Genomic DNA, 23662 nt, shown 5'->3' with positions numbered 1-23662 from the left:
GCCACCACTGTCACAGGGCGGCGGCCACCGCGCGGCCGGCGACCCGCCCGGAGAAGATGCAGCCGCCCAGGAAGGTGCCCTCCAGCGAGCGGTAGCCGTGCATCCCGCCGCCACCGAACCCGGCGACCTCACCGGCGGCGTAGAGCCCCGGGAACGGCTCGCCACCGGCCCGCAGCACCCGGCCGGACAGGTCGGTCTCCAGCCCACCGAGGGACTTGCGGGTGAGCACGTTCAACCGGACGGCGATCAGCGGGCCGGCGTCGGGGTCCAGCAGCCGGTGCGGCGCGGCGACCCGGATCAGCTTGTCGCCCAGGAAAGTGCGGGCCTGGCGCATCGCCGTCACCTGGAGGTCCTTGGTGAAGGTGTTGGCGATCTCCCGGTCCCGGGCGACGACCTCGCGCTCCACGGTGGCCAGGTCGACGTGCGGGGAGTCCCCGGTCAGCCGGTTCATCCCGGCGACCAGCTCGGGCAGGGTGCGCGCGACGACGAAGTCCTCGCCGTCGTCCAGGAACTTCTGCACCGGTGCCGCCGCGCCCGAGCGCACCCGGGTGAGCAGCAGCTTGAGGTCCTTGCCCGTCAGGTCGGGGTTCTGCTCGGAGCCGGAGAGGGTGAACTCCTTCTCCACGATCTTCCTCGTGAGCAGGAACCAGGTGTGCTCGTGGCCGGTGGTGCCGATGTGCGCCAGCGTGCCGAGGGTGTCGAAGCCGGGGAACAGCGGCACGGGCAGCCGGGAGCCGGTGGCGTCGAGCCACATCGAGGACGGGCCGGGCAGGATCCGGATGCCGTGCCGGGCCCAGATCGGTGAGTGGTTGGCGATCCCCTCCGTGTAGTGCCACATCCGGTCGGGGTTGACCACCCGGCCGCCGGCGTCCTCGGTGATCTCCAGCATCCGGCCGTCGACGTGCGCCGGGACGCCGGAGAGCAGCTTCTTCGGCACCGGGCCGAGCCGGGCCGGCCAGTTCTTCCGCACCAGGTCGTGGTTGCCGCCGATGCCCCCGGAGGTGACGACGACGGCCTGCGCGGCGTACTCGAACTCCCCGACCTCGGTGCGCGAGCTGGCTTCCCCCCGCGCGACGTCGCTGGGCTCCAGCACAGCGCCGCGCACGCCGGTGACCGCGCCGCCGGTGAGCACCAGGCCGTCGACCCGGTGCCGGTGCCGCACGGTGACCAACCCGCGCGCGGTGGCGTCGGCGACCCGGCGGAGGAAGGGGGCCAGGACGCCGGGCCCGGTGCCCCAGGTGATGTGGAACCGGGGGACGGAGTTGCCGTGCCCGGTGGCGGTGTACCCACCGCGCTCGGCCCAGCCGACCACCGGGAAGAACCGCACGCCCTGCTCGCGGAGCCAGGCCCGCTTCTCCCCCGCGGCGAACTGCAGGTAGGCCTCGGCCCACTGGCGGGGCCACTGGTCCTCCTCGCGGTCGAAGCCCGCGGTGCCCAGCCAGTCCTGCCGGGCCAGTTCCAGCGAGTCCTTGACCCGCAGCCGGCGCTGCTCGGGGCTGTCGACGAGGAACAGCCCGCCGAAGGACCAGTGCGCCTGCCCGCCGAGGGAGGCGGCCGGCTCCTGGTCCAGCAGCAGCACCCGCTTCCCGGCGTCGGCCAGCTCGGCGGTGGCGACCAGTCCGGCCAGCCCCGCGCCCACCACGATGACGTCAGCGTCGTTGCTCACGCCGGGCACGCTAGCGGGCGCCGGCCCCCGACCGGGCCGGGCGCGCAGCGCTCCACTGCCGGACCGGCTGCTGCAGCGCCAGCACCAGCCCGCCCACCGGGCCGATGAGCAGCAGCAGCGCCCACCACGCGGCCTGACCGCCACCGAGGGCGGCGAAGAACAGCGCCAGCCCGAGCAGGCCCAGCATCGGCAGCACGCAGGCCGTCGCGAGCACCGCCGAGCCGCTCACCCGGCCCAGCGCCCGGCCCCGGTGCACCAGCACCGCGCCGGCGACCGCCGCCACCGCCAGCAGGGCGGGCAGCAGCAGGTACCAACCCCAGCCGGGGTCGGCGTCCCAGAGCAGCCAGCCGAGGTAGGCGTCCTCGGCGGCGACGAGCAGGCCGAAGACGGCGGCGAACGGCGCCTGTACCGGCCGGACCGGTGCCGGGGGCGCGGTCGCGAAGCCGCGCCCGATCGGACGGCGTGGACGGTGCTGGGGAGCCGCCGGTCCACGGCGGCGGCTGGAGGTGGACGGCATGCCCGGCAGGTTAGGACGGGTGCCCTGGGCCGGGCATGCACGTCAGCTGGGAGGAGGCTGAGCGGACCGGTCGGCCCAGCTCCGCGCCGCGGGCGACCAGCCGAGCCGCACGGGGCCGGCGGGCAGTGCGGTCAGCGGGACCTGCTCAGCCGTCTCGGGCACACCCAGGACGCCGGGGGCCCCACCGGCGACCGGTGGTCAGCCGCGCTCTGCGGACAGCCGGGCGCCTCGGCGCGCGGCGACCCAGCCGCGAACGCCGGGCAGCGCGGCCAGCAGCGCCGTCCCGGCCGGGAGCGCCCAGATCAACGGCAGCAGGCCGTCGGAGTCCGCGATCAGCCCCTCCGCGACGATCACCCAGCCCAGCAGGGCGACCAGCGCCGCGGCGGGCAGGAAGACCGCCAGCCAGCTGCGGCCCAGCAGGAGCAGCAGCGCCCCGACCAGCAGCCAGACCGACAGCAGCACCGGGACGGCGACGACCAGCCAGCCACCGCCGTCGAAGCTGCCGTTGGAGAACGCCAGCGCGAGCAGCGCGAAGAGCGCGACCGCCAGGGCGCTGAGCACCGCCAGCGGGACGGCGAAGAACACCGCGACCGGTGGGCGGCGGCGGACGGGGACGTCTGACGCGGCGTGCACGGGGTGAACCTAGAGCTCAGTGGGCGGTCGGCGGGCCCGCCCCGCCGCAGCGGACCAGGCAGCCGCGCTCACGCGCCGCCCGGCCGCGCCAGCCGCCGGACGGTGACCCAGCGCCGGACGGCGGGAAGCACCGAGCACACCGCGGCGCCCGCGCACGCAGCGCTGAACAGTGACAGCACCACCAGGCCCAGCGAGCTCGTCCCCCAGGTCAGCACCCAGCCACCGAGGCCGGCGAGCAGGACGCCGGGCAGGCACACCGCCAGCCAGGACCGGCCCGTGCCCAGGAGAGCTGCGCCGAGCAGCAGCAGGATCGCCAGGGAGGTCGGGAGGCCCATGTAGTAGAAGACCTCGAACGTCCCGGCGTCCAGCACCCACCAGGCGCTGAGCGCGAACACCGACCCGGCGGCGAGGACCGCCAGCGCGACGGCGACCGCGGCGGCCACCGGTGGTTGCCGGTGGACCGGAGCGCCGGCTACGGGCGCGCGGGTGGACACCGCCGGAGCGTAGGTCCCGCCCACCATCGACCCCCTGCTCCACGCCGGAGCAGGTCCGGTCAGACCGGCTCGGCCTGCCGGCCCGAGCTGCGGCGCCAGGAGGCGTGCAGCCGGGCATACGGGCCGTCGGCGTCCACGAGCTGGTCGTGCGTGCCGCGCTGCACCACCCGGCCGGCGTCGACGACGAGCACCTCGTCGGCCCGCTCCGCGGTGGAGAGCCGGTGCGCGATGGTCAGCGTGGTGCGCCCGTCGGTGAGCGCGTCCAGCGCCCGGGTCAGCCGCATCTCGGTGGCCGGGTCGACCGCGCTGGTGGCCTCGTCGAGCACCAGCAGGTCGGGGTCGGCGACGTAGGCGCGGGCGACGGCGACCAGCTGCCGCTCCCCCGCCGACAGCGACTCACCGCGCTGTCCGACCGGGGTGTCCACCCCGTCGGGCAGACCGGCCAGCCAGTCACCCAGCCCGAGCTCGACGAAGGCCGCGGCCACCTCGGCGTCGGAGATGCCCGGCCGGCCGTACCGCACGTTGGCCGCGACCGAGGCGTCGAAGAGGAAGCCGTCCTGCGGCACCATCACCACCCGCTCGCGCAGTGAGGCGAAGGCGACCTCGGTCAGCGGCACCATGCCGGTCGCCCCGCCGTCCCGCCCGTTGCCGACCAGCACCCGACCCTCGGTGGGGTCCATCAGCCGGGTGACCAGCTTGGCGAAGGTGGTCTTGCCCGAGCCGGTCTCCCCGACGATGGCGACCCGGGTGCGGGCGGGGATGGTCAGGTCGACGTCGTCCAGGGCCTTGCGGGCGCCCTCGGCGTAGGCGAAGCCGACGTGATCGAACCGCACGTCCAGCGGGCCGTCGGGCAGCGCCCGGCCGTCCTCGGGGTCCTGCACGTCGGGCTCGGTGTCGAGCACGTCGAGCACCCGGCGGAACCCCGCGACGGCGTTCTGCGCCTCGTTGAGCACCTCGCTGGCGGTCTGCACCGGGGCGACGAAGAGGGTGACCAGGAAGAGGAAGGCGACCAGGGTGCCGGCGGAGATGTCCCCGGCGATGCCCAGCAGCACGCCGACCACGACCACGGCGGCGTTGGCCAGGGCGGCGACGAACTCACCGCTGACGTACACCGCGGCGGTGACCTTCTGGGCGTGCACCGAGGCCTCGTAGTGCCGGTCGATGGCGCGGTCGATGCGCGCCGCCGTCCGGGCCCGGACGCCGTAGGCCCGCACCGTGGGGGCGCCGATGACCGACTCGGAGACCGCGCCCAGCACGTCGCCGACCCGCTCCCGGACGACGCCGTACACCTCGGCGAGCCGGCGGGCGAAGTACTTGACCAGCACCGCCAGCGGGATGAAGCAGACCAGGACCAGCAAGGTCAGCTGCCAGGAGTAGAAGGCCATGACCACGGTGGCGACCACCAGCTGGCCGAGGCTGACCAGGCCCAGGACGCCGCCCCACTGCATGAACACCGACAGCTGGTCGACGTCGCTGGTGACCCGGGAGACCAGCGACCCGCGGCGCTGCCCCTGCTGGTGCAGCACCGACAGGTCGTGCACGTGCCGGAAGGCCCGCACCCGCAGCCCGGCCAGCGCCGTCTCGGTGGTGCGGAACAGCCGCACGTTCATCCGGTACACCGCGACGCTGGTGACCAGCACGACCAGGGCGCAGACGGCCACCAGCTCGCGGACCAGCGGGATGTCCGGTCCGCCGGGGGCGTTCAGCCCGTTGTCCAGCGTCTGCTGGACCGCGATCGGGACGACCACCCGGCCGGCGGTGGCGACCAGGGCGAGGGCGAAGGTGGCCGGCAGCCCCTGGCGGAACTCCGGCATCATCCGCAGCCCGCGGCGCAGCGTCGCGGTGGCGCTCTCCGACCGACGGTCGGCGGTCAGCAGCGGCTCGTCGCTCACGCGGGCACCTCCGTGCGCGCGGGCTCGGCCGGTTCGGCCTGGTAGGCGCGCACCAGGCGGACGTAACCGGGCACCTGGGCGAGCAGTTGCTCGTGGCTGCCGCGGGCGACCAGCCGGCCGTTCTCGATCCAGACCACCTCGTCGGCCAGCGCGATCGTGGCCTGCCGGTAGGCCACCACGACCACCGTCGCCGGGCGGTCGCTGGCCCGCAGCGCGTCCAGGATGCGGGCCTCCACCGAGGGGTCGACCGCGCTGGTGGCGTCGTCCAGCACCAGCAAACGTGGCCGCCGGACGACGGCGCGGGCCAGCGCGAGCCGCTGGCGCTGACCGCCGGAGAGGCTGGCACCGCGCTCCCCCACCCGGGTGTCCAGGCCGTCGGGCAGCCGGGCCACGAAGTCGTCGGCGGCGGCGATCCGCAGCGCCTCGTGCACCTGCTCGTCGGAGAACGGGCCGCCGAGGGTGATGTTGTCCCGGACGGTGTCGTCGAACAGGAAGGTGGACTGCGCGACGAAGGCGACCTGGCTGCTCACCTCGCCCTCCCGCACGGTGCGCAGGTCGACGCCGTCCAGCAGCACCGCGCCGGTGTCGGGGTCGGTCAGCCGCACGAGCAGTCCGGCGAGGGTGGACTTGCCCGACCCGGTGGGGCCGACGACGGCCAGCGTCCGGCCGGCGGTGACGTCGAAGGTGACGCCGTCCAGGGTGGGACGGGCAGCGCCCTCGAACCGGTAGCCGACCTCGCGCAGGCCGAGCTCGGCGCCGCGGTCGCCGCCGGGGGCGGCGTCCGGGCCGTGCGGGATCTCCCCGGTCGCCTCGAGCACCGGGGTGACCCGGTCGAAGCCGGCCATCGCCCGGGGCAGGTCGGCGAGCACCCAGCCGATCGCCCGGATCGGCAGGGCGAGCAGGGTGAACAGGTAGGCGATCGACACCAGGTCGCCGGCCTCGGCGGCACCGCCGGCCACCCGCTCGGCACCGACCAGCAGGACGGCGAGGGTGCCCAGGTTCGGCAGCGCCTCCATGATCGGGTCGAACAGGCCGCGGACCCGGCCGACGGCGACCAGCCCGTCGCGCAGCTCGTCGGCCTTGGCCGCGAAGCGGGTGGTCTCGCTGGACTCGCGACCCAGGGTCTTCACCACCAGCGCGGCGTCGAAGCTCTCGTGGGCGATCTCGCTGACCTCGGCGCGCAGCTGCTGGGCCCGGGCCATCCGCGGGGACATCACCTGGCTGTAGACCGCGTTGATCACGAAGACCAGCGGGAAGACGACCAGACCGACGATCGCCAGCAGCGGGTCGGTGAGCACCAGCGCGACCGCGGTGATGGCGATCATGACCAGGGCGCCGCAGGCGAAGGGCAGCGGGGAGACGAAGAACCAGGCGGACTCTACGTCGGAGTTGGCGTTGGACAGCAGCTGACCGGTGGGGTGCCGCTGGTGCCAGGACAGCGGCAGCCGGAGGTACTGGCCGGTGACCCGGCGGCGGTAGTCGGCCTGCAGCCGGTAGGTCATCATCCCGGCGAACAGCCGCCGGCCGATGATCCCGACGATCTTGAGGACGGCGACGACCAGGATCGCCAGGGCGGCCAGGCTCAGCGCCGCGGTGGTGGTGGCCCCCTCGTCGAAGGCCGGCAGCAGCACCCGGTCGGTGATGCCGCCGATGACGTAGGCGCTGGCCACCGTCATGCCGCCGTAGAGGCTGCTGCCCAGCAGGGCGAGGGTGAAGATGCCGGGCTGCTCCCGGATGGCCCGGCGGACGTGCCCGAGCCCGCGCCGGACAACGGCTTCTCTGCGGCGCGGCACAGGTGTCCTCCGGTGGGTGGTGCGATCGGTGGCCCCAGCCTACGCGACTTGGTTACCCCTCCTAACGGCTTTCGAATGACTGCCGGCGCGGCCGTGTCGGCGGACCCGGCCGCGCCGGACGACGCCCCGTGCGGCCGAGGCCGACGCCCCGAGCGGACATGTCGGCGAACATGGCCGCTCGGCGGATCGGTGCCGCGCGGTGTGGGCTTCTGCTGCCTGCCCCCGGGAGCCGCGGCTGGCATAGCCTCGGTGCGTGCCGACCTCTGCCGTGCCCGTGTCGCAGTCGGAGCGAGCCGCGCTGGCTGATCTGCTCGACCAGCTCGGGCCCGACCAGCCCACCTGCTGCGCGGGGTGGACGACGCAGGACATCGCCGCCCACCTGGTGGTCCGCGACCGGCGTCCGGACGCCATGCCGGGCTACGCACTGGGTGGCCCCTTCACCCGGTGGACCGAGCGGGTGCACACCCACGCACGCAGCCGGGCGCCCTTCGAGCAGCTGGTGGCCGGCGTCCGGTCCGGTCCGCCCTCCTGGGTCCCGACCGCCTGGCCGGCCGTGGACCGGCTGGCCAACACCGCCGAGTTCGTCATCCACCACGAGGACGTCCGGCGGGCACAGCCGGGCTGGGCGCCGCGGGACCTGCCGCGCGCCGTGCAGGACCAGCTGTGGCGGACGGTGCCCTTCCTGGCCCGCGGCCGGGCGTCCTCCCGGCCGGCCGGTGGCCTGCTGGTGCGGCGCAGCGACGTGCCGGACGGCGCAGCCGGCAGCGAGCGGCGACTGCACGACGGCGAGCCGACGACCACGGTGGTCGGTGCCCCGCTGGAGGTGCTGCTCTGGGTGAGCGGCCGCCGCGACGTCGCCTGCGTGGACCTCGTCGTCGACTGATCCGGCGACGCCGGGAAACCGGCTGGGCAGCCGGCGCGGGGGCGCCTACGGTCGCCGCGTGGTGGACCCGATCTTCGCCGACCCGCGACTCGCCGAGGTGTACGACCCGTTGGACCCCGACCGTTCCGACCTCGAGCCGTACGCGGCGCTGGTCGACGAGGTCGGGGCGCGAGCCGTACTCGACATCGGGTGCGGCACGGGCACCTTCGCCTGCCTGCTCGCCGACCGCGGTGTGGCGGTCACGGCGCTCGACCCGGCTGCGGCGTCGATCGCGGTAGCGCGGCGGAAGCCGGCTGCCGAGCTGGTCGAGTGGGTGGTCGGCGACGTCTCCACGCTGCCGCCACTCGCCGTCGACCTGGTGACCATGACCGCGAACGTGGCGCAGGTCTTCGGCACCGACGCCGAGTGGACGGCGACGCTGCACGCGGCCCGCCACGCCCTCCGGCCGGGCGGCCGGCTGGCGTTCGAGAGTCGGGACCCGGCTCGGCGGGCGTGGGAGGAGTGGGACCGGGAACGGTCGTACACCTCGGCGGTCGTGCCTGGCATCGGCCCGGTCGAGACGTGGGTGGAGGTGCTGGCGGTGCGGGGCGACCTGGTCTCCTTCCGGTGGACCTTCGTCTTCGGCAGCGACGGCGCCGTGCTGACGTCGGACTCCACGCTCCGCTTCCGCACCCGTGCCGAGTTGGTGGGGTCGGTGACTGCGGCCGGGCTGGTCGTCGACGACGTCCGGGACGCCCCTGACCGGCCGGGCCGCGAGCTCGTCGTCATCGCCCACCGCCCGGACTGACCGCTCCCGGCACGGCTGGCTCACGACGGACACCCCGCCTCCAACGGACCGCAACGGCCCGAGCGGCACTGATGTCCCGGCGGGCGGCCAGACGAGACGGCGCAGCCCACCACCGAGGCGGCGAGAGCCGCCCCTGGCTCAGGCGAGCGGGCGGTCGGCCTCGTGCCGGATGGGCACGCCGGCGGCGTCGAGCCCGGCCTTCACGTCGCCGACCCGCAGCTGGCCGAAGTGGAAGACGCTGGCGGCGAGCACCGCGTCCGCGCCGGCCGCGACCGCCGGCGGGAAGTGGTCGACCGCGCCCGCTCCCCCGCTGGCGATCAGCGGGACGGTGACCTCGCGGCGGACCGCGGAGATCAGCTCGGTGTCGAAGCCGGCCCGGGTGCCGTCGGCGTCCATGGAGTTGAGCAGCACCTCGCCCACGCCCAGCTCGGCGGCCTGCACCACCCACTCGACGGCGTCCCGGCCGGTGCCGCGGCGTCCGCCGTGCGTGGTGATCTCGAAGCCGGAGTCGGTGCGCGCCCCGTCGCGCACCCGGCGGGCGTCCAGGCTGAGCACCAGCACCTGGTTGCCGAACCGGTCGGCGATCTCGGCGATCAGCTCGGGACGGTCGACCGCCGCGGTGTTCACCGCGACCTTGTCCGCGCCGGCCCGCAGCAGCTTGTCGACGTCGGCGACGCTGCGCACGCCCCCACCGACGGTGAGCGGGATGAACACGCTCTCCGCGGTGCGCCGGACGACGTCGTAGGTGGTCTCCCGGCTGCCGGAGGACGCGGTGATGTCCAGGAAGGTGAGCTCGTCGGCGCCTTCGGCGTCGTAGACCCGGGCCATCTCCACCGGGTCGCCGGCGTCCACCAGGTCGACGAAGTTCACGCCCTTGACCACCCGGCCGGCGTCGACGTCCAGGCACGGGATCACCCGCACGGCCAGGCTCATGCCGCACCCCGCACGGCGTCCGCCTCGACCTCGACCAGCATCGCCGGGTCGATCAGCGCGGCCACCTGCACCATCGAGGTGGCCGGCCGCACGTCGCCGAAGAACTCCCCGTGCACCCGCCCGACCGTCTCCCACTCGCTGATGTCGGTGACGTACACGCGGGTGCGGACCACGTCGCCGAGGGCGAAGCCGGCGTCGGCCAGCGCACGCTGGACGCCGGTCAGCGCCACCCGCGTCTGGGCCGCCGCATCACCAGGGTGCACAACCGCACCGTCGACCGTGGCCGTCGTGCCGCTCACCCACGCCGAGTCGCCGGCTGCGACGACCCGGCTGTAGCCGACGACCGTCTCCCAGGGCGCCCCAGAGCCGAGCCGGACGGCGCTCATCCGGCCACCTCGGCGGTCAGCGCCAGCGCCTCGGGGAGGGTGAACTGGCCGGCGTAGAGCGCTTTGCCGACGATCGCACCCTCGACGCCGATGCCGGTCAGCCCGGCCAGGGCGCGGATGTCCTCCAGCGAGCTGACGCCGCCGGAGGCCACCACCGGGCGCGGGGTGGCGGCGCAGACCTCGCGCAGCAGCTCCAGGTTCGGGCCGCGCAGCGTGCCGTCCTTGGTGATGTCGGTGACCACGTACCGGGCGCAGCCCTCGTCGTCCAGCCGGGCGAGGGTCTCGTACAGCTCGCCGCCCTCCTTGGTCCAGCCGCGGGCGGCCAGCCGGGTGCCGCGCACGTCCAGGCCGACGGCGATCCGGTCGCCGTGCTCGGCGATGGCCCGCGCGCACCACTCCGGCGACTCGAGCGCGGCGGTGCCCAGGTTCACCCGCTTGCAGCCGGTGGACAGCGCGGCGGCCAGCGACTCGTCGTCCCGGATGCCGCCGGAGAGCTCCACGTCGACGTCCAGGGCGCCCACCACACGGGCCAGCAGCTCGCGGTTGGAACCGCGGCCGAAGGCGGCGTCGAGGTCGACCAGGTGGACCCACTCGGCGCCGTCCCGCTGCCAGGCCATCGCGGCCTCGAGCGGGTCGCCGTAGGAGGTCTCGCTGCCGGCCTCCCCCTGGACCAGACGGACGGCGAGGCCGTCGGCGACGTCGACGGCGGGGAGCAGCTCCAGCTTCGGCACGGGTCCAGCCTAGGGAACGCCACTGACGGTCCTGTCGGACCGCTGCGGCAGGGTGGCGGCATGGAGTTCCGGGACGCCGTCCGCCGCCGCCGCATGGTCCGCGACTATGACCCCGACCGGCCGGTGCCGGCCGAGGTCCGCGAGCGGTTGCTGGAGCACGCGATCCGGGCACCCTCGGCCGGGTTCAGCCAGGGCTGGGCGTTCCTGGTGCTGGAGACGCCGGAGGAGCGCGACCGGTTCTGGGCCGCGACCACCGACGGCGGCGCCCCCGACGGCTGGCTGAGCCGGATGCGCCGGGCACCACTGCTGATCGTGCCGCTCTCGCACAAGGCCGCCTACCTGGAGCGGTACGCCGAGCCGGACAAGGGCTGGACCGACCGGGACGAGGCCCGCTGGCCGGTGCCCTACTGGGACGTCGACGCCGGGATGGCGTCGCTGCTCATGCTGCTCACCGCGGTCGACGAGGGCCTGGGGGCCTGCTTCTTCGGCGTGCCACCCGAGCGGATCGACGGCTTCCGCGATGCGTTCGGCGTGCCGGCGGCCTACACCCCGATCGGCTGCGTCTCGGTCGGTTACCCCGGCGCCGAGGACAGGCGGTCGCCCTCCCTCAAGCGTGGCCGGCGGGGGCTGGACGAGGTCGTGCACCGGGGCACCTGGTGACTGGTTGACTCCCCCCGTGACCTCGAACGAGCAGTCGACGACCTCCCGCGCCGTCCTGGTGACCGGCGCCTCCCGCGGCATCGGCCGGGCCATCGCACTGGCCTTCGCCGCGCAGGGCGACCGGGTGGCGGTGCACGCCAACACCTCCCGGGAGCAGGCCGAGGCGGTCCGCGACGAGCTGCCCGGCGAGGGCCACACCGTGGTCACCGCCGACGTCGCCGACGCCGAGGCGATCGGCCGCGCCGTCGATGAGGCCGCCGAGGCACTGGGCGGCTTGCAGGTGCTGGTCAACAACGCCGCGGTCTTCACCGCCCACCCGCCGCTGGAGGTCGACTACGCGCAGTGGCAGCAGACCTGGGAGCGCACCCTGGCGGTGAACCTGCTCGGCCCGGCCAACGCCACCTTCCGCGCGCTGCCGCACCTGATCGCCGCCGGCGGTGGCGCAGTGGTCAACGTCTCCAGTCGTGGCGCCTTCCGCGGAGAGCCGAACACCCCTGCCTACGGCGCCTCGAAGGCCGGGCTGAACGCCTTCGGCCAGTCCATGGCCCTCGCCCTGGCCCCGCACGGCATCTCGGTCGGCACGGTCGCCCCGGGCTTCGTGCAGACCGAGATGGCCCGCGAGGTGCTCGACGGACCGGGTGGGGACGCCGTCCGCGCGCAGTCGCCCTACGGTCGGGTGGCCCGGCCGGAGGAGGTCGCCTCAGCGGTGCTCTGGCTCGCCTCGCCGGGGGCCCGGTTCTCCACCGGCACGATCATCGACGTCAACGGGGCGTCCTACCTGCGCAGCTGAGGGCGCGATCACCGCCCCGGGGTCCGGTTCCTGGCTACGGTCGCCGGGTGGCCGACGAGCTGTGGCGCTTCTACGACCGGGTGGCCGACGAGTTCCGCGCCCACGCCGAGGACAACGCCTACAACGCGCACTACGACCGGCCGGCGGTGCTCGACCTGCTCGGGGACGTCGCGGGCCGGCGGGTGCTGGACGCCGGGTGTGGTCCCGGCCTGTACGCGGAGGCGCTGCTGGCGCGCGGCGCCGAGGTCATCGGGTTCGACGCCAGCGCGGCGATGGTCGAGTTGGCCCGGGCACGGGTCGGGAACCGGGCCCGGATCGACCTGGCCCGGCTGGACCAGCCGCTCCCCTACCCGGACGACGCCGTCGACCTGGTGGTGTGCGCGCTCGCCATCCACTACGTCGAGGATCGGCAGGCTGCCTTCACCGAGCTGCACCGGGTGCTGCGCCCCGGCGGGGCCGCCGTCGTCTCCACGCAGCACCCGACCACCGACTGGCTCCGCAAGGGCGGCTCCTACTTCGACCGTGCGCTGGAGACCGACACGTGGGCGTTCGCCTCGGGTGACCAGGAGGTGCGCTTCTGGCGCGAACCGCTGTCCGACTTCTGCGCCGCGGCGACGGACGCGGGATTCGTCATCCAGCGGCTCGTCGAGCCGCGCCCGCCCGAGAGCATGCGCCGGAAGTGGCCCGCCGAGCACGCGGAGCTCAGCAGGCGCCCTGGGTTCCTCGCTCTCCGACTGCTCGCCCTGCCCTGATCGAGGCCCGTCAGTCCAGGGTGTCGAGCCAGTTGGTGAGCAGCTGGGCGCCGGCGTCGCCACTCTTCTCCGGGTGGAACTGGGTGGCCGACAGCGGTCCGTTCTCCACTCCGGCGACGAACCGGTCACCGTGCTCGGCCCAGGTGACCGACGGCGGCGTCAGCCGCCCGGTCACGCCGACCTCGGCCAGCGGGAACTCACGCACGCCGTAGGAGTGCACGAAGTAGAAGCGCTGGTCGGTCAGGCCGGCGAACAGCGTCGAGCCCTCCGGCGGCTGCACGGTGTTCCAGCCCATGTGCGGCAGCACCGGCGCCTGCAGCTGCTCGACCACCCCGGGCCACTCACCGCACCCCTCGGTGTCCTGGCCGTGCTCGACGCCGCGCTCGAACAGGATCTGCATGCCCACGCAGATGCCCAGCACCGGACGCCCGCCGGCCAGCCGGCGGCCGATCACCTTCGGCCCGTCGACCGCCCGGAGGCCGTCCATGCAGGCGGCGTAGGCGCCCACCCCGGGGACGACGAGGCCGTCGGCGTCCAGCGCCGCCTGCGGGTCGGCGGTCACGGTGACGTCGGCGCCGACCCGGGTCAGCGCACGCTCCGCCGACCGCAGGTTGCCCGATCCGTAGTCCAGGACGACGACCTTCTTCACAGCTGCCACGCTACCCATCAGCCGCGCGGGGGCCCGGAGTGTTCCCAGGGCAGGACTGTGAGCTGTGGCCACTCGTGGCGCCAGCGGGCGGCCTTGCCCTCGTAGACGTCGCGCGGCGCCGGGCCGCCGTTGGTCCGCACCACCATGTCGAAGAGGTCGCCGTAGCCGTGCGGGGCGTAGACGCGCAGCCCACCGGCGTCGGCCGTCACGCCGACGCAGCAGCAGACCGCCGCGAAAGCGTCGATCGCGTCCCGGCAGTCGCGGAACGGCGCGGGCGCGGGTACGCCGAACCGGTCGGCGTACCAGAGGTGCACCCGTGCCTCGTTGCGGATCTCCACCGGCACCGGCAGGTCGGCGAACAGCTCCGCACCGCGGCGGAGGACGGCGTCCTCGGCGTCCCAGGAGGTGTCGGCGTCGAAGTAGAAGAGGTCGGCGTCCCGGACGCCCTCCCCCGGGGCGCGCCCGGTGAGCCCGTTCCAGACCGACTGGAACAGCACCCCGGCCGTGAGCCACCAGTCCGACACCCCCAGGGACGGCGCCCGCTCCAGCACCGCGGCGACCGTCGGGTTGGCGAGGACCAGGTCGAGGAAACGCTGCTCGTCCTCGGTCACCGCAGCGCCAGCTCGCCGAGCACCTGACCGAACAGCTCCCCCGTCGGACGGAAGCCCAGGTGCCGGTAGAACCCCTCCGGCCCGTTGTCGTGCCGGACCCAGAGCACCGTCAGCCGGTCATTGCCACGACGGCGGGCCTCCTCGGCGACCGCCTGGACAGCGAACCGGCCGACGCCGGCACCCTGCGCGGCCGCCGCCACGGTGAGCCGCCAGATGCCGCAGCGGAACGCCGGGACCTCGTTGTCCGGGTCGAAGCCGCCCATCACGAACCCCACGACCGGCCCGCCGTCGCCGTCGGTGACCACCCGCGGCCACGCGATCCGTGGGCTGGCGTAGGCCTCGGCGAGGGACACCGCGACCGGCGCGACCACGCCCTGCTGCTCCGGTCGGACCTCCAGACGACAGGCCTCGACGACGTTCTCGGGCGTGACCAGGGCGAGACGGAGGTCCATGCGCGCAGCCTGCCGCACGACGCCGACAGTCCGGGAGTCCGCGCCCGACTCGGCGGAGCACCGGCCCCCTCCCCGCACCGCGGGGAGGACCGGCGTTCAGCCCACCAGGTAGAGGATGCCGCTGGCGGTGGCCAGCAGGGCCGCCACCAGGAGGGTGCTGGCGAAGACCAGCTGCCCGCTGGTGCGGCCCTTGGCGTCGGAGTCGGCCTTGAAGATGCTGAAGGCACCGCCGAGCAGGAAGCCGCCGACGATCAGCAGCGCGACCCCGAAGGTCACAGAGCGCCCTTCGTGGACGGCACGTCGGTCACCCGCGGGTCCAGCGCGACGGCGGTGCGCAGCGCCCGGGCCAGCGCCTTGAACTGCCCCTCCACGATGTGGTGGGCGTCGCGGCCGGCGTAGAGCACCCGCACGTGCAGGCTAATCCTCGCGTTGAACGCGAAGGACTCCAGCACGTGCTTGGTCAGCGACGTCGGGTAGTCCGGCCCGATCATCGGCGTCATGTTCTCGGGCTCGGCGTGCACGAAGTACGGGCGCCCCGACAGGTCGACGGCGGCCTGCACCAGCACCTCGTCCATCGGGATGGTGGCGTCGCCGTACCGGGTGATGCCGCGCTTGTCGCCCATCGCCTCGGCGAACGCCTGCCCCAGGGCGATGGCGACGTCCTCGACGGTGTGGTGGGCGTCGATGTGCAGGTCGCCGTCGGCGCGCACGGTCAGGTCGATCCCGCTGTGCTTGGACAGCGCGGTGAGCATGTGGTCGTAGAAGCCGACCCCGGTGGCGACGTCGGCCACGCCCGTGCCGTCCAGGTCGAGCTCGACGACGAGCGTGGTCTCCTTGGTCGCCCGCTCGACGCGTGCAGTGCGGTTCATGCGCTCAGTCTCCCAGGCGGTGGGCCGGGGCCACCTCACCCAGGGCGGTGAGGAAGGCGTCGGTCTCCTCGGTGGTGCCGGCGGTGACCCGCAGCCAGCCGGGCAGCCCGACGTCGCGCACCAGGACGCCGCGGTCCAGCAGCGCCTGCCAGGCGGCCGCCGAGTCGGCGAGGTGCCCGAACAGCACGAAGTTCGCGTCGCTGGGCACGCTGGTCAGCCCCATCGCCGGGAGCGCGGCCACGATCCGGTCCCGCTCGGCCTTGACCGCCTCGACGGTGGCCAGCAGCTCGTCGGTGTGCGCCAGCGCGGCCCGCGCGGCGGCCTGGGTGAGCGAGCTGAGGTGGTACGGCAGCCGCACCAGTTGCACGGCCTCGACCACCGCCGGGTCGGCGGCCAGGTAGCCCAGCCGCAGCCCGGCCATGCCGAAGGCCTTGCTCATCGTCCGGCTGACGACCAGCCGCGGCCGCCCGGGCAACAGCGACAGCGCCGACACGGTGCCGGTGCGGGCGAACTCGGTGTAGGCCTCGTCCACCACCAGCACGCCGGTGGTCGCCTCGTACAGCGCGGCGATCGTCTCGAGGTCGACCGCGGTACCGGTCGGGTTGTTCGGGCTGGTCACGAAGACGACGTCGGGGCGCACCTCGCGCACCTGGGCGACCGCGGCGTCGACGTCCAGGGTGAAGTCCGGACGGCGGTGCCCCTCGACCCAGGCGGTGTTGGTGCCCGTGCAGTAGACCGGGTACATCGAGTAGGAAGGCGTGAAGCCCAGTGCCGTACGGCCCGCACCGGCGAACGCCTGGAGCAGCTGCTGGATCACCTCGTTGGAGCCGTTGGCCGCCCACACCTGGTCGACGCCGACCTGCTCGCCGCTGGTGCGGGTCAGGTACCTGGCCAGGTCGGTGCGCAACGCCTCGGCGTTGCGGTCGGGGTACCGGTTGAGCCCTCGCGAGGCCTCGGCCAGGGCGGTGCCCAGGTCGGCCAGCAGCCCCGCGGGCAGCGGGTGGGGGTTCTCGTTGGTGTTGAGCTGGTGCGCGACCGTGAGCTGCGGTGCCCCGTAGGCGGACTTCCCCCGCAGCTCCGGGCGCAGCGGCAGCTCCTCGAGACCGGTCATCGACGCTGCCGGGCCCGGACGGCGGCCGCGTGGGCGGGGAGGTCCTCCGCACCCGCGAGCGCGTCGATGTGTCCGGCGACGTCGGCCAGCGCCTGCTCGTCGTACTCGATCAGGTGGATGCCGCGCAGGAACGACTGCACGCTCAGCCCGCTGGAGTGCCGCGCGCAGCCACCGGTGGGCAGCACGTGGTTGGAGCCGGCGCAGTAGTCGCCCAGGGAGACCGGCGCCCACGGGCCGACGAAGACCGCACCGGCGTTGCGCACCCGCATCGCCACCTCGCGAGCGTCCCGCGTCTGGATCTCCAGGTGCTCGGCGGCGTAGGCGTCGACCACGGCCAGGCCGGTCTCCAGGTCCTCGACCAGCACGATGCCGGACTGGCTGCCGCCCAGCGCGGTGGTGATCCGCTCGGTGTGCTTGGTGGCCGCGACCAGCCCGGGCAGCAGGTCGACCACGTCGTCGGCGAGCTGCTCGCTGGTGGTCACCAGCACCGCACCGGCCAGCGGGTCGTGCTCGGCCTGGCTGATCAGGTCGGCGGCCACGTGCCCGGCGTCGGCGGTGTCGTCGGCCAGCACGGCGACCTCGGTCGGCCCGGCCTCGGAGTCGATCCCGATCAGCCCGCGCAGCAGCCGCTTGGCCGCGGTCGTGTAGACGTTGCCCGGCCCGGTGACCATGTCGACCGGCTGGCAGGGCCCGGCGCCGTAGCCGAAGACGGCGATCGCCTGCGCGCCGCCGACGGCGTAGACCTCGGTCACGCCGAGCAGGGCGCAGGCGGCCAGGACGCCGGGGTCGGGCAGCCCGCCGTTGTCCCGCTGCGGCGGGCTCGCCACCGCGATCGACTCGACGCCGGCCAGCTGCGCCGGCACGACGTTCATCACCACCGAGCTCAGCAGCGGGGCGAGCCCGCCGGGCACGTACAGGCCGACCCGGCGCACCGGCACCCAGCGCTCGGTGACCATGCCGCCGGGGACGACGTCGGTGGTGACGTCGGTGCGGCGCTGGTCGGCGTGCACCTTGCGCACCCGGGCGATCGCCTCGACCAGGGCGGCGCGGACCGCGGGGTCGACCGTGGCCAGCGCCTCGTCCAGCGCGGCCTGCGGCACCGCCAGGTGCGGGACGTCGACGCCGTCGAGCCGGGCGGTGATCTCGCGGACCGCCTCGGCGCCGCGCAGCCGCACGTCCTCGCAGATCGGGCGGACGACGGACAGCACCGAGTCGATGTCGGTGCCGGCGCGGGGCAGCAGCTGGGCGAGCTCACGCGGCCCGGGCAGAGCGGACCCACGCAGGTCGATGCGGGACAGCACGGAGCACCTCCGGGTACGAGCGGGAGAACACCCAACCGTAGACGCTCCGGTGCAGCGGCCCTGCTGCCCGTAGGCTCGCCGCGTGGCTGAGCCAGGCGCAGGGGCGGGCGCGAGCGGGCGCGAGGTCATCCCGCTGTTCCCGCTGGAGACCCCGCTGTTCCCCGGTGTGGTCCTGCCGCTGCAGATCTTCGAGCCCCGCTACCGCCGGCTGGTCGTCGACCTCACCGCCCGGCCCGAGGGCGCCCAGCGGCGCTTCGGCGTGGTCGCCATCCGGCAGGGCTGGGAGGTCGAGCGGGTCGCCCCGGCCGAGGCGCTCTACGACGTGGGCTGCACCGCGGTCGTGCGGGTCATCGCGCCGCAGAGCGACGGCGGCTACCGGCTGGTCGCGGTGGGCAGCGACCGGTTCCGGCTGCTGGACGTGATCGTGCCGCCCGACGGCGGGCAGGACGCCGACGGCGCCGAGCCGCCGTACCTGCAGGCCGTCGTCGAGTGGCTGGACGAGGAGGAGGCCGCCGAGGAGGCCGCCGGCAACGCGGACGGTCTGGTCGGACCGGAGTCCGCGGCGGGCATCGTGCCCGAGGAGGTGGTCAGCGAGGTGGCCCGCGGGTCACTGGAGGTGCTGGCCGGCAACGTCCGGGACCTCTTCGCCCGCTACGTCGCCGACGTCGCCGTCCGCCAGGGCGGGGACCCCGACGGGCTCTCCGACGAGGTGCTGGAGGCGCTCACCCCCGGCGAGCTGCTCCCCGAGGACGACGGCACCCCGGCCGAGCTCAGCGCCACCGCCGCCCTGCTGCGGGAGGTCAGCGACGACGCGCGCGGGCTGTCCTACCTGGTCGCCTCGGCCGCGTTGCTCACGACCGAGGACCGGCAGGCGCTGCTCGCCGAGTCGGCCACCCGCCGCCGGCTGACGCTGGAGTCCCGGCTGCTGCGCCGCGAGCTCACCCTGCTGCGCACGCTGGGCGCGGTGCCCGTGCCGCTGCGCCAGTTCGCCACCCCGATGACCGCCAACTGAAGAAGGACCCCGTCCTCCTCACCCCTCGCACGCTCGGGGCGAGCCTCTGGACGAGGCCGGGTCGGGCGGACCGTGGACGGGTTCCGGGCCGCCGGCCGGCTACGGGCGGGGAGCCGGTGGCGGGACCGGCGGCAGTGGGGGGCGAGGCGGGGTCACCGGGACGAGCTGGTCGTCCGGGCGTCCGAGGTCGTCCTCGCTGGAGAGCACCGCGGCCACCAGGTAGGCCAGGACGGCGAAGAACGGGCCGACCGCGAGCGCGGCAGCGGCACCCAGGTCGAGCCCGGTGGTGACCGTCGTCCCGACCTCGGCCAGCTGGGCCTCGGTGGGCCCGGCGCCCAGCCGCTCGCCGAGCTGCCAGGCGACGACGCCGGCCGCGAGCGACCCGGTGGCCAGTGCGGCCAGGGTCAGTGCCCCGCGGTAGCGGCGCAGCAGGAACCAGCCCGCGAGGCCGGCGAGCAGCCCGAGGGCAGCCAGCAGGAGCACGAAGACGCCGTCGTCGGCCATGAAGATCTCCGCCGACACCGGCCCGTCCACCGGGACGACGCCCGCGTCGGTGACCCGGTAGTCGGCGCGCGGGGCCAGCCACAGCCACAGCCCCCCGGCGACCAGTCCGGAGACGGCCAGCACGAGCACGGTGACCAGTGCCGGGCGCAGGTCCGCGCGGCTGTCCCGCAGTCCGGGCGTCCCCGCCGGGCGGGCCGGCAGCCAGCCCGGCCTCGTCGTCGACGGCCCGACCGCGACCGGCGGAGCAGGCACCGGCCGTCCGGTCGGCACCGCGGGACCGGAGGGGAACGGCCGACCCGGACCGGCCGGACGAGGATCGCTCACCGCCCCATCCTCACCTGCGCCCCGTGGCCCGCCCCGGCGGCCCCGTCCAGAGGCTCGTGCCGAGCGGGCGAGGAATGAGGCCCGGCCCCCGTGCGGGGTCCCGCCGCGAGCTCGCGAGTGGTGGGGGGCACGGGGGTCCTTCCACCTTCTTCACAGCAGGGCGACGCTCGTGGGCCCCAGCAGGGCCTTGATGTCGCCCATCAGCGCGGTGCTCGGGCGCACCCGCAGCCCCTGGTCCAGCCGCAGCACCGTCTCCCGGCCGCCGTTGAGCAGCTTGAGCTGCACCTCGGTGGTGCCCGGGTGGCTGCCCAGCACCTCACGCAGCCGCTCCACCACCGGCGGGGTGCAGCGGGCGGCGGGCATGGAGACCAGCACCGGCCCGCGCGGCCCCTCGGTGAGCTCGGGGACGGTCACCTCGGAGGCGAACAGCGACGGGGTGTCGTCGCGGCGGCTGATCCGCCCCTTGACCACCACGATCTGGTCCCGGACGACCTTGTCCGACACCTGGGCCCACGTCTTCGGGAAGAAGAGCACCTCCAGGCCGGCCTCGAGGTCCTCGATGGTCGCGATCGCCCACGGGGCGCCCTGCTTGTTGGTGCGCGGGCCGACCGCGGTCAGGATGCCGGCGATGGTCACGTTCGCACCGTCCTCCACTCCCCCGGCGATGATCTCGGCGAGTGCGGTGTCGGCGTGCGAGGTCAGCACGTGCTCCACGCCGTGCAGCGGGTGGTCGGAGACGTAGAGGCCGAGCATGTCGCGCTCGAAGACCAGCCGCTCGGCCTTGGACCAGTCGGCGGTCGGGATCGGGATGTCCAGCGCGGCGCTCAGCGGATCGCCGAGCTCACCGCCGCCGTCCTCGCCGAAGCTGCCGAAGAGGTCGAACTGCCCCTCGGCCTCCTTGCGCTTGAGGCTCATCGCGGAGTCGACGGCCTGGACGTGGATCGCCGCGATGCCCTGCCGGGAGTGGCCCAGGGAGTCGAACCCGCCGGCCTTGGCGAGGGACTCGATGACCTTCTTGTTGCAGGCGACCGTGTCGATCTTGCGCATGAAGTCGGCGAAGTCCTTGAACGCGCCCTTCTCCTCGCGCGCCCGGACGATCGACTCCACCACGTTGGTGCCCACGTTGCGCACCGAGGCCAACCCGAACCGGATGTCGTTGCCGACGGCGGTGAAGTCCCAGGAGGACTCGTTGACGTCCGGCGGCAGCACCTTGATGCCCATCCGGCGGCACTCGGCCAGGTACACCGGCCGGCGGTCCTTGTCGTCGCCGACGCTGGTGAGCAGGCCGGCCATGTACTCGGCCGGGTAGTTGGCCTTGAGGTAGGCGGTCCAGTAGGAGACCAGGCCGTAGGCCGCCGAGTGCGCCTTGTTGAACGCGTAGTCGGCGAACGGGACGAGGATGTCCCAGAGCGTCTTGACCGCCGCGGCGGAGTAGCCGTTGGCCTTCATGCCGGCCTCGAAGCCGACGTACTCGGCGTCCAGCACCGACTTCTTCTTCTTGCCCATCGCGCGCCGCAGCAGGTCGGCCTTGCCGAGGGAGTACCCGGCGACCTTCTGCGCGATCGCCATGACCTGCTCCTGGTACACGATCAGGCCGTAGGTCTGCCCCAGGATCTCCGCGAGCGGCTCGGCCAGCTCGGGGTGGATCGGGGTGATCTCCTGCTGGCCGTTCTTGCGCAGCGCGTAGTTCGTGTGCGAGTTCGCGCCCATCGGGCCGGGCCGGTAGAGCGCGCCGACGGCGGAGATGTCCTCGAAGTTGTCCGGCCGCATCAGCCGCAGCAGCGACCGCATCGGGCCGCCGTCGAACTGGAAGACGCCCAGGGTGTCCCCGCGGGAGAGCAGCGCGTAGGTGTTCGGGTCGGTGAGGTCCTTGCTGATCTCGTCGAGGTCGACCGGTTCCTTGCCGTTGATGACGATGTTGCGCAGCGCATCGTCGATCACGGTGAGGTTGCGCAGGCCCAGGAAGTCCATCTTGAGCAGGCCGAGCGTCTCGCAGGTCGGGTAGTCGAACTGCGTGATGATCGCGCCGTCGGCCTCGCGCCGCATGATCGGGATGCTGTCGATCAGCGGGTAGCGGCCGATGATCACCCCGGCCGCGTGCACGCCCCACTGCCGCTTCAGGCCCTCGAGCTTGCGGGCCTGGTCGACGACCTCGGCCGCACCCGGGTCGGACTCGTAGCGGGCCCGGAACTCCCCGGCCTCCTTGTAGCGGTCGTGCTTGGGGTCGAAGATCCCCGACAGCGGGATGTCCTTGCCCATGACGCCCGGCGGCATCAGCTTGGTCAGCTCGTCGCCCACCGAGTAGGGCCGGTCCAGCACCCGGGCGGCGTCCTTGATCGCGGCCTTGGCCTTGATGGTGCCGTAGGTGACGATCTGGCTGACCCGCTCCTCGCCGTACTTCTGCGAGACGTACTGGATGACCTCGCCGCGGCGGCGGTCGTCGAAGTCGATGTCGACGTCGGGCATGGAGACGCGCTCGGGGTTGAGGAACCGCTCGAAGATCAGCCCGTGCGCCAGCGGGTCGAGGTCGGTGATGCCCATGGCGAAGGCGGCCATGGAGCCCGCGGCCGAGCCACGGCCGGGGCCCACCCGGATGCCGTTGTCCTTGGCCCAGTTGATGAAGTCGGCGACCACGAGGAAGTACCCCGGGAAGCCCATCTGGGTGATGATCCCGACCTCGTAGTCGGCCTGCTTGCGCACGTGGTCGGGGATGCCGGCCGGGTAGCGCTTGTGCAGCCCTACCTCGACCTCCTTGATGAACCAGGAGGTCTCGTCCTCACCCTCGGGGAGCGGGAAGCGGGGCATCAGGTCGGCGCCCTCGGTGAAGTGCACCTCGCACTGCTCGGCGATCAGCAGTGTGTTGTCGCAGGCCTCGGGGTGCTCCCGGAACAGCGCGCGCATCTCGGCGGCGGACTTCAGGTAGTAGCCGTCGCCGTTGAACTTGAACCGGTTGGGCTCGTTGAGCCGTGAGCCGGTCTGGATGCACAGCAGGGCGTCGTGCGCCTGCGCGTCCTCGCGGTGGGTGTAGTGCAGGTCGTTGGTGCCCAGCAGCGGGATGCCCAGCTCCTTGGCGATCTCCAGCAGGGCGGGCTTGGTCTTCTTCTCGATGGACAGCCCGTGGTCCATGATCTCGGCGTAGAAGTTCTCCTTGCCGAAGATGTCCTGGAAGTCCGCGGCGGCCTGGCGGGCCTTGTCGACCTTGCCGGCCCGCAGCCACATGTTGACCTCACCGGACGGGCACCCGGTGGTGGCGATGAGGCCCTTGCCGTACCGCTCCAGCAGGTCGCGGTCGAAGCGCGGCTTGCGGTACTGGCCCTCCAGGCTGGCCAGCGAGGAGATGCGGAAGAGGTTGTGCATGCCCTCGGTGGTCTTGGCCAGCAGGGTCATGTGCGTGTAGGCGGCCTTGCCACGGTTGGACCCGCCGTCGCCCTCCTCGTCGATCAGCTTGTCGCCGAAGTCGAACGGGGCGCGGTCGAACCGGGAGCCGGGCGTGTAGTAGCCCTCCATGCCGATGATCGGCTTGACCCCGGCGGCGTTGGCCTGCTTGTAGAAGTCGTAGGCGCCGAACACGTTGCCGTGGTCGGTCATCGCCAGCGCCGGCATGCCCTCCGCAGCGGCGGCCTTGGTCACCTCACCGAGCTTCGCGGCCCCGTCGAGCATCGAGTACTCGGTGTGCACGTGCAGGTGCACGAAGTTCTCGGACGACGGGGCGCTGCTCATGCTGTGGGGTGCTCCTCACGGTCGTGCACACCGCCTGCTCACCGGCGGGTGGGCAGGGGCGGCGGGTGGTTCTGGGTGACCGGCGGGGAAGGCCGTTCGGTGCTGCTCTACGACTGGGCTCGGTGCGGTGACCGGTCCTCCGATCCTCGCACCTCCGGAGTCCTACGCCGAGGGTCCGACAGGACGTGTCTC

The 23662-nt window shown here is 73.9% G+C and carries 24 protein-coding genes; 6 read left to right on the top strand and 18 right to left on the bottom strand.

Features of this window, described 5'->3' with window-relative positions:
• Positions 1-10: 10 nt before the first annotated feature.
• From Q1A09_RS13615 to Q1A09_RS13590, 6 genes are all read right to left on the bottom strand, one after another.
• Positions 11-1666 carry an FAD-binding dehydrogenase gene (locus Q1A09_RS13615; RefSeq protein ID WP_299955771.1) on the bottom strand — a complete coding sequence of 552 codons (1656 nt, stop codon included), beginning with the start codon at positions 1664-1666 and terminating at the stop codon, positions 11-13.
• 10 nt (positions 1667-1676) lie between these two features.
• Positions 1677-2183 (bottom strand): hypothetical protein, encoded by a 507-nt coding sequence (locus Q1A09_RS13610; RefSeq protein WP_299955769.1) that lies wholly within the window; start codon positions 2181-2183, stop codon positions 1677-1679.
• A 198-nt stretch (positions 2184-2381) separates the two neighbouring features.
• Entirely contained in the window at positions 2382-2816 is a 435-nt protein-coding gene (locus Q1A09_RS13605; protein ID WP_299955767.1) for a hypothetical protein, read from the bottom strand.
• A gap of 68 nt (positions 2817-2884) precedes the next feature.
• On the bottom strand, positions 2885-3310 hold the full coding sequence (locus tag Q1A09_RS13600) for a hypothetical protein (RefSeq protein ID WP_299955765.1): 426 nt from the start codon (positions 3308-3310) through the stop codon (positions 2885-2887).
• 59 nt (positions 3311-3369) lie between these two features.
• The gene (locus Q1A09_RS13595; protein WP_299955763.1) at positions 3370-5202 is read right to left on the bottom strand and encodes an ABC transporter ATP-binding protein; all 1833 of its coding nucleotides are present in this window, start codon (positions 5200-5202) and stop codon (positions 3370-3372) included.
• Positions 5199-6995, bottom strand: coding sequence for an ABC transporter ATP-binding protein (locus Q1A09_RS13590; protein ID WP_299955762.1), 1797 nt, complete (start codon positions 6993-6995; stop codon positions 5199-5201). The genes Q1A09_RS13595 and Q1A09_RS13590 overlap by 4 nt, the downstream gene beginning before the upstream one ends.
• Positions 6996-7248: 253 nt before the next feature.
• Here Q1A09_RS13590 and Q1A09_RS13585 point away from each other — a divergent pair, with 253 nt between their 5' ends.
• Both Q1A09_RS13585 and Q1A09_RS13580 read left to right on the top strand, forming a co-directional pair.
• Positions 7249-7878: a TIGR03085 family metal-binding protein gene (locus Q1A09_RS13585; protein ID WP_299955760.1), complete on the top strand. Its 630-nt coding sequence runs from the start codon at positions 7249-7251 to the stop codon at positions 7876-7878.
• A gap of 58 nt (positions 7879-7936) precedes the next feature.
• Positions 7937-8665 (top strand): bifunctional 2-polyprenyl-6-hydroxyphenol methylase/3-demethylubiquinol 3-O-methyltransferase UbiG, encoded by a 729-nt coding sequence (locus Q1A09_RS13580; protein WP_299955759.1) that lies wholly within the window; start codon positions 7937-7939, stop codon positions 8663-8665.
• Between the two features lie 138 nt (positions 8666-8803).
• Here the strand turns inward: Q1A09_RS13580 and hisF are convergent, their stop codons facing one another.
• From hisF to priA, 3 genes are read right to left on the bottom strand one after another with little or no spacing between them, the layout of a single operon-like run.
• Positions 8804-9598 (bottom strand): imidazole glycerol phosphate synthase subunit HisF, encoded by a 795-nt coding sequence (gene hisF / locus Q1A09_RS13575; protein WP_299955757.1) that lies wholly within the window; start codon positions 9596-9598, stop codon positions 8804-8806.
• Positions 9595-9984, bottom strand: coding sequence for a RidA family protein (locus Q1A09_RS13570; protein WP_299955755.1), 390 nt, complete (start codon positions 9982-9984; stop codon positions 9595-9597). Before Q1A09_RS13570 ends, hisF begins: the two co-directional genes overlap by 4 nt.
• The gene (gene priA / locus Q1A09_RS13565; RefSeq protein ID WP_299955753.1) at positions 9981-10715 is read right to left on the bottom strand and encodes a bifunctional 1-(5-phosphoribosyl)-5-((5-phosphoribosylamino)methylideneamino)imidazole-4-carboxamide isomerase/phosphoribosylanthranilate isomerase PriA; all 735 of its coding nucleotides are present in this window, start codon (positions 10713-10715) and stop codon (positions 9981-9983) included. The genes Q1A09_RS13570 and priA overlap by 4 nt, the downstream gene beginning before the upstream one ends.
• Positions 10716-10775: 60 nt before the next feature.
• Between priA and Q1A09_RS13560 the strand changes: the two genes are divergently transcribed.
• Genes Q1A09_RS13560 through Q1A09_RS13550 form a run of 3 tightly spaced genes read left to right on the top strand, consistent with a single transcriptional unit; the run spans position 10776 to position 12917 of the window.
• Entirely contained in the window at positions 10776-11375 is a 600-nt protein-coding gene (locus tag Q1A09_RS13560) for a nitroreductase family protein (protein ID WP_299955751.1), read from the top strand.
• 16 nt (positions 11376-11391) lie between these two features.
• Complete coding sequence (locus tag Q1A09_RS13555; RefSeq protein ID WP_299955749.1) at positions 11392-12165, top strand: SDR family NAD(P)-dependent oxidoreductase; 774 nt, start codon at positions 11392-11394, stop codon at positions 12163-12165.
• Between the two features lie 47 nt (positions 12166-12212).
• Positions 12213-12917, top strand: a complete 705-nt coding sequence (locus Q1A09_RS13550) for a class I SAM-dependent methyltransferase (protein ID WP_299955747.1) — start codon at positions 12213-12215, stop codon at positions 12915-12917.
• A gap of 10 nt (positions 12918-12927) precedes the next feature.
• On the opposite strand, the gene hisH is transcribed toward Q1A09_RS13550, so the two are convergent.
• The 7 genes from hisH to hisD form a co-directional block, all read right to left on the bottom strand.
• Positions 12928-13566 (bottom strand): imidazole glycerol phosphate synthase subunit HisH, encoded by a 639-nt coding sequence (gene hisH / locus Q1A09_RS13545; protein WP_299955745.1) that lies wholly within the window; start codon positions 13564-13566, stop codon positions 12928-12930.
• Positions 13567-13583: 17 nt separating this feature from the next.
• Entirely contained in the window at positions 13584-14177 is a 594-nt protein-coding gene (locus Q1A09_RS13540) for a nucleotidyltransferase family protein (protein WP_299955743.1), read from the bottom strand.
• Positions 14174-14629: a GNAT family N-acetyltransferase gene (locus Q1A09_RS13535; protein WP_299955741.1), complete on the bottom strand. Its 456-nt coding sequence runs from the start codon at positions 14627-14629 to the stop codon at positions 14174-14176. Before Q1A09_RS13535 ends, Q1A09_RS13540 begins: the two co-directional genes overlap by 4 nt.
• A 96-nt stretch (positions 14630-14725) precedes the next feature.
• The gene (locus tag Q1A09_RS13530; protein WP_299955739.1) at positions 14726-14905 is read right to left on the bottom strand and encodes a hypothetical protein; all 180 of its coding nucleotides are present in this window, start codon (positions 14903-14905) and stop codon (positions 14726-14728) included.
• Entirely contained in the window at positions 14902-15498 is a 597-nt protein-coding gene (hisB, locus tag Q1A09_RS13525) for an imidazoleglycerol-phosphate dehydratase HisB (protein ID WP_299955737.1), read from the bottom strand. The genes Q1A09_RS13530 and hisB overlap by 4 nt, the downstream gene beginning before the upstream one ends.
• A 4-nt stretch (positions 15499-15502) precedes the next feature.
• Entirely contained in the window at positions 15503-16609 is a 1107-nt protein-coding gene (locus Q1A09_RS13520) for a histidinol-phosphate transaminase (protein ID WP_299955735.1), read from the bottom strand.
• Positions 16606-17910: a histidinol dehydrogenase gene (gene hisD, locus Q1A09_RS13515; protein ID WP_299955734.1), complete on the bottom strand. Its 1305-nt coding sequence runs from the start codon at positions 17908-17910 to the stop codon at positions 16606-16608. The genes Q1A09_RS13520 and hisD overlap by 4 nt, the downstream gene beginning before the upstream one ends.
• 82 nt (positions 17911-17992) lie before the next feature.
• Between hisD and Q1A09_RS13510 the strand changes: the two genes are divergently transcribed.
• Positions 17993-18922, top strand: a complete 930-nt coding sequence (locus tag Q1A09_RS13510) for an LON peptidase substrate-binding domain-containing protein (RefSeq protein WP_299955732.1) — start codon at positions 17993-17995, stop codon at positions 18920-18922.
• Positions 18923-19021: 99 nt separating this feature from the next.
• Here the strand turns inward: Q1A09_RS13510 and Q1A09_RS13505 are convergent, their stop codons facing one another.
• Complete coding sequence (locus Q1A09_RS13505; RefSeq protein ID WP_299955730.1) at positions 19022-19678, bottom strand: hypothetical protein; 657 nt, start codon at positions 19676-19678, stop codon at positions 19022-19024.
• A gap of 222 nt (positions 19679-19900) precedes the next feature.
• Entirely contained in the window at positions 19901-23470 is a 3570-nt protein-coding gene (dnaE, locus tag Q1A09_RS13500; RefSeq protein WP_299955728.1) for a DNA polymerase III subunit alpha, read from the bottom strand.
• Between the last annotated feature and the right edge of the window lie 192 nt (positions 23471-23662).

It is taken from the genome of uncultured Modestobacter sp. (genome assembly GCF_947486615.1).
Classification (GTDB): Bacteria; Actinomycetota; Actinomycetes; order Mycobacteriales; family Geodermatophilaceae; genus Modestobacter.
Note: the sequence above shows the minus strand (reverse complement) of the source record. Positions and strands in the feature narration are given on the sequence as shown.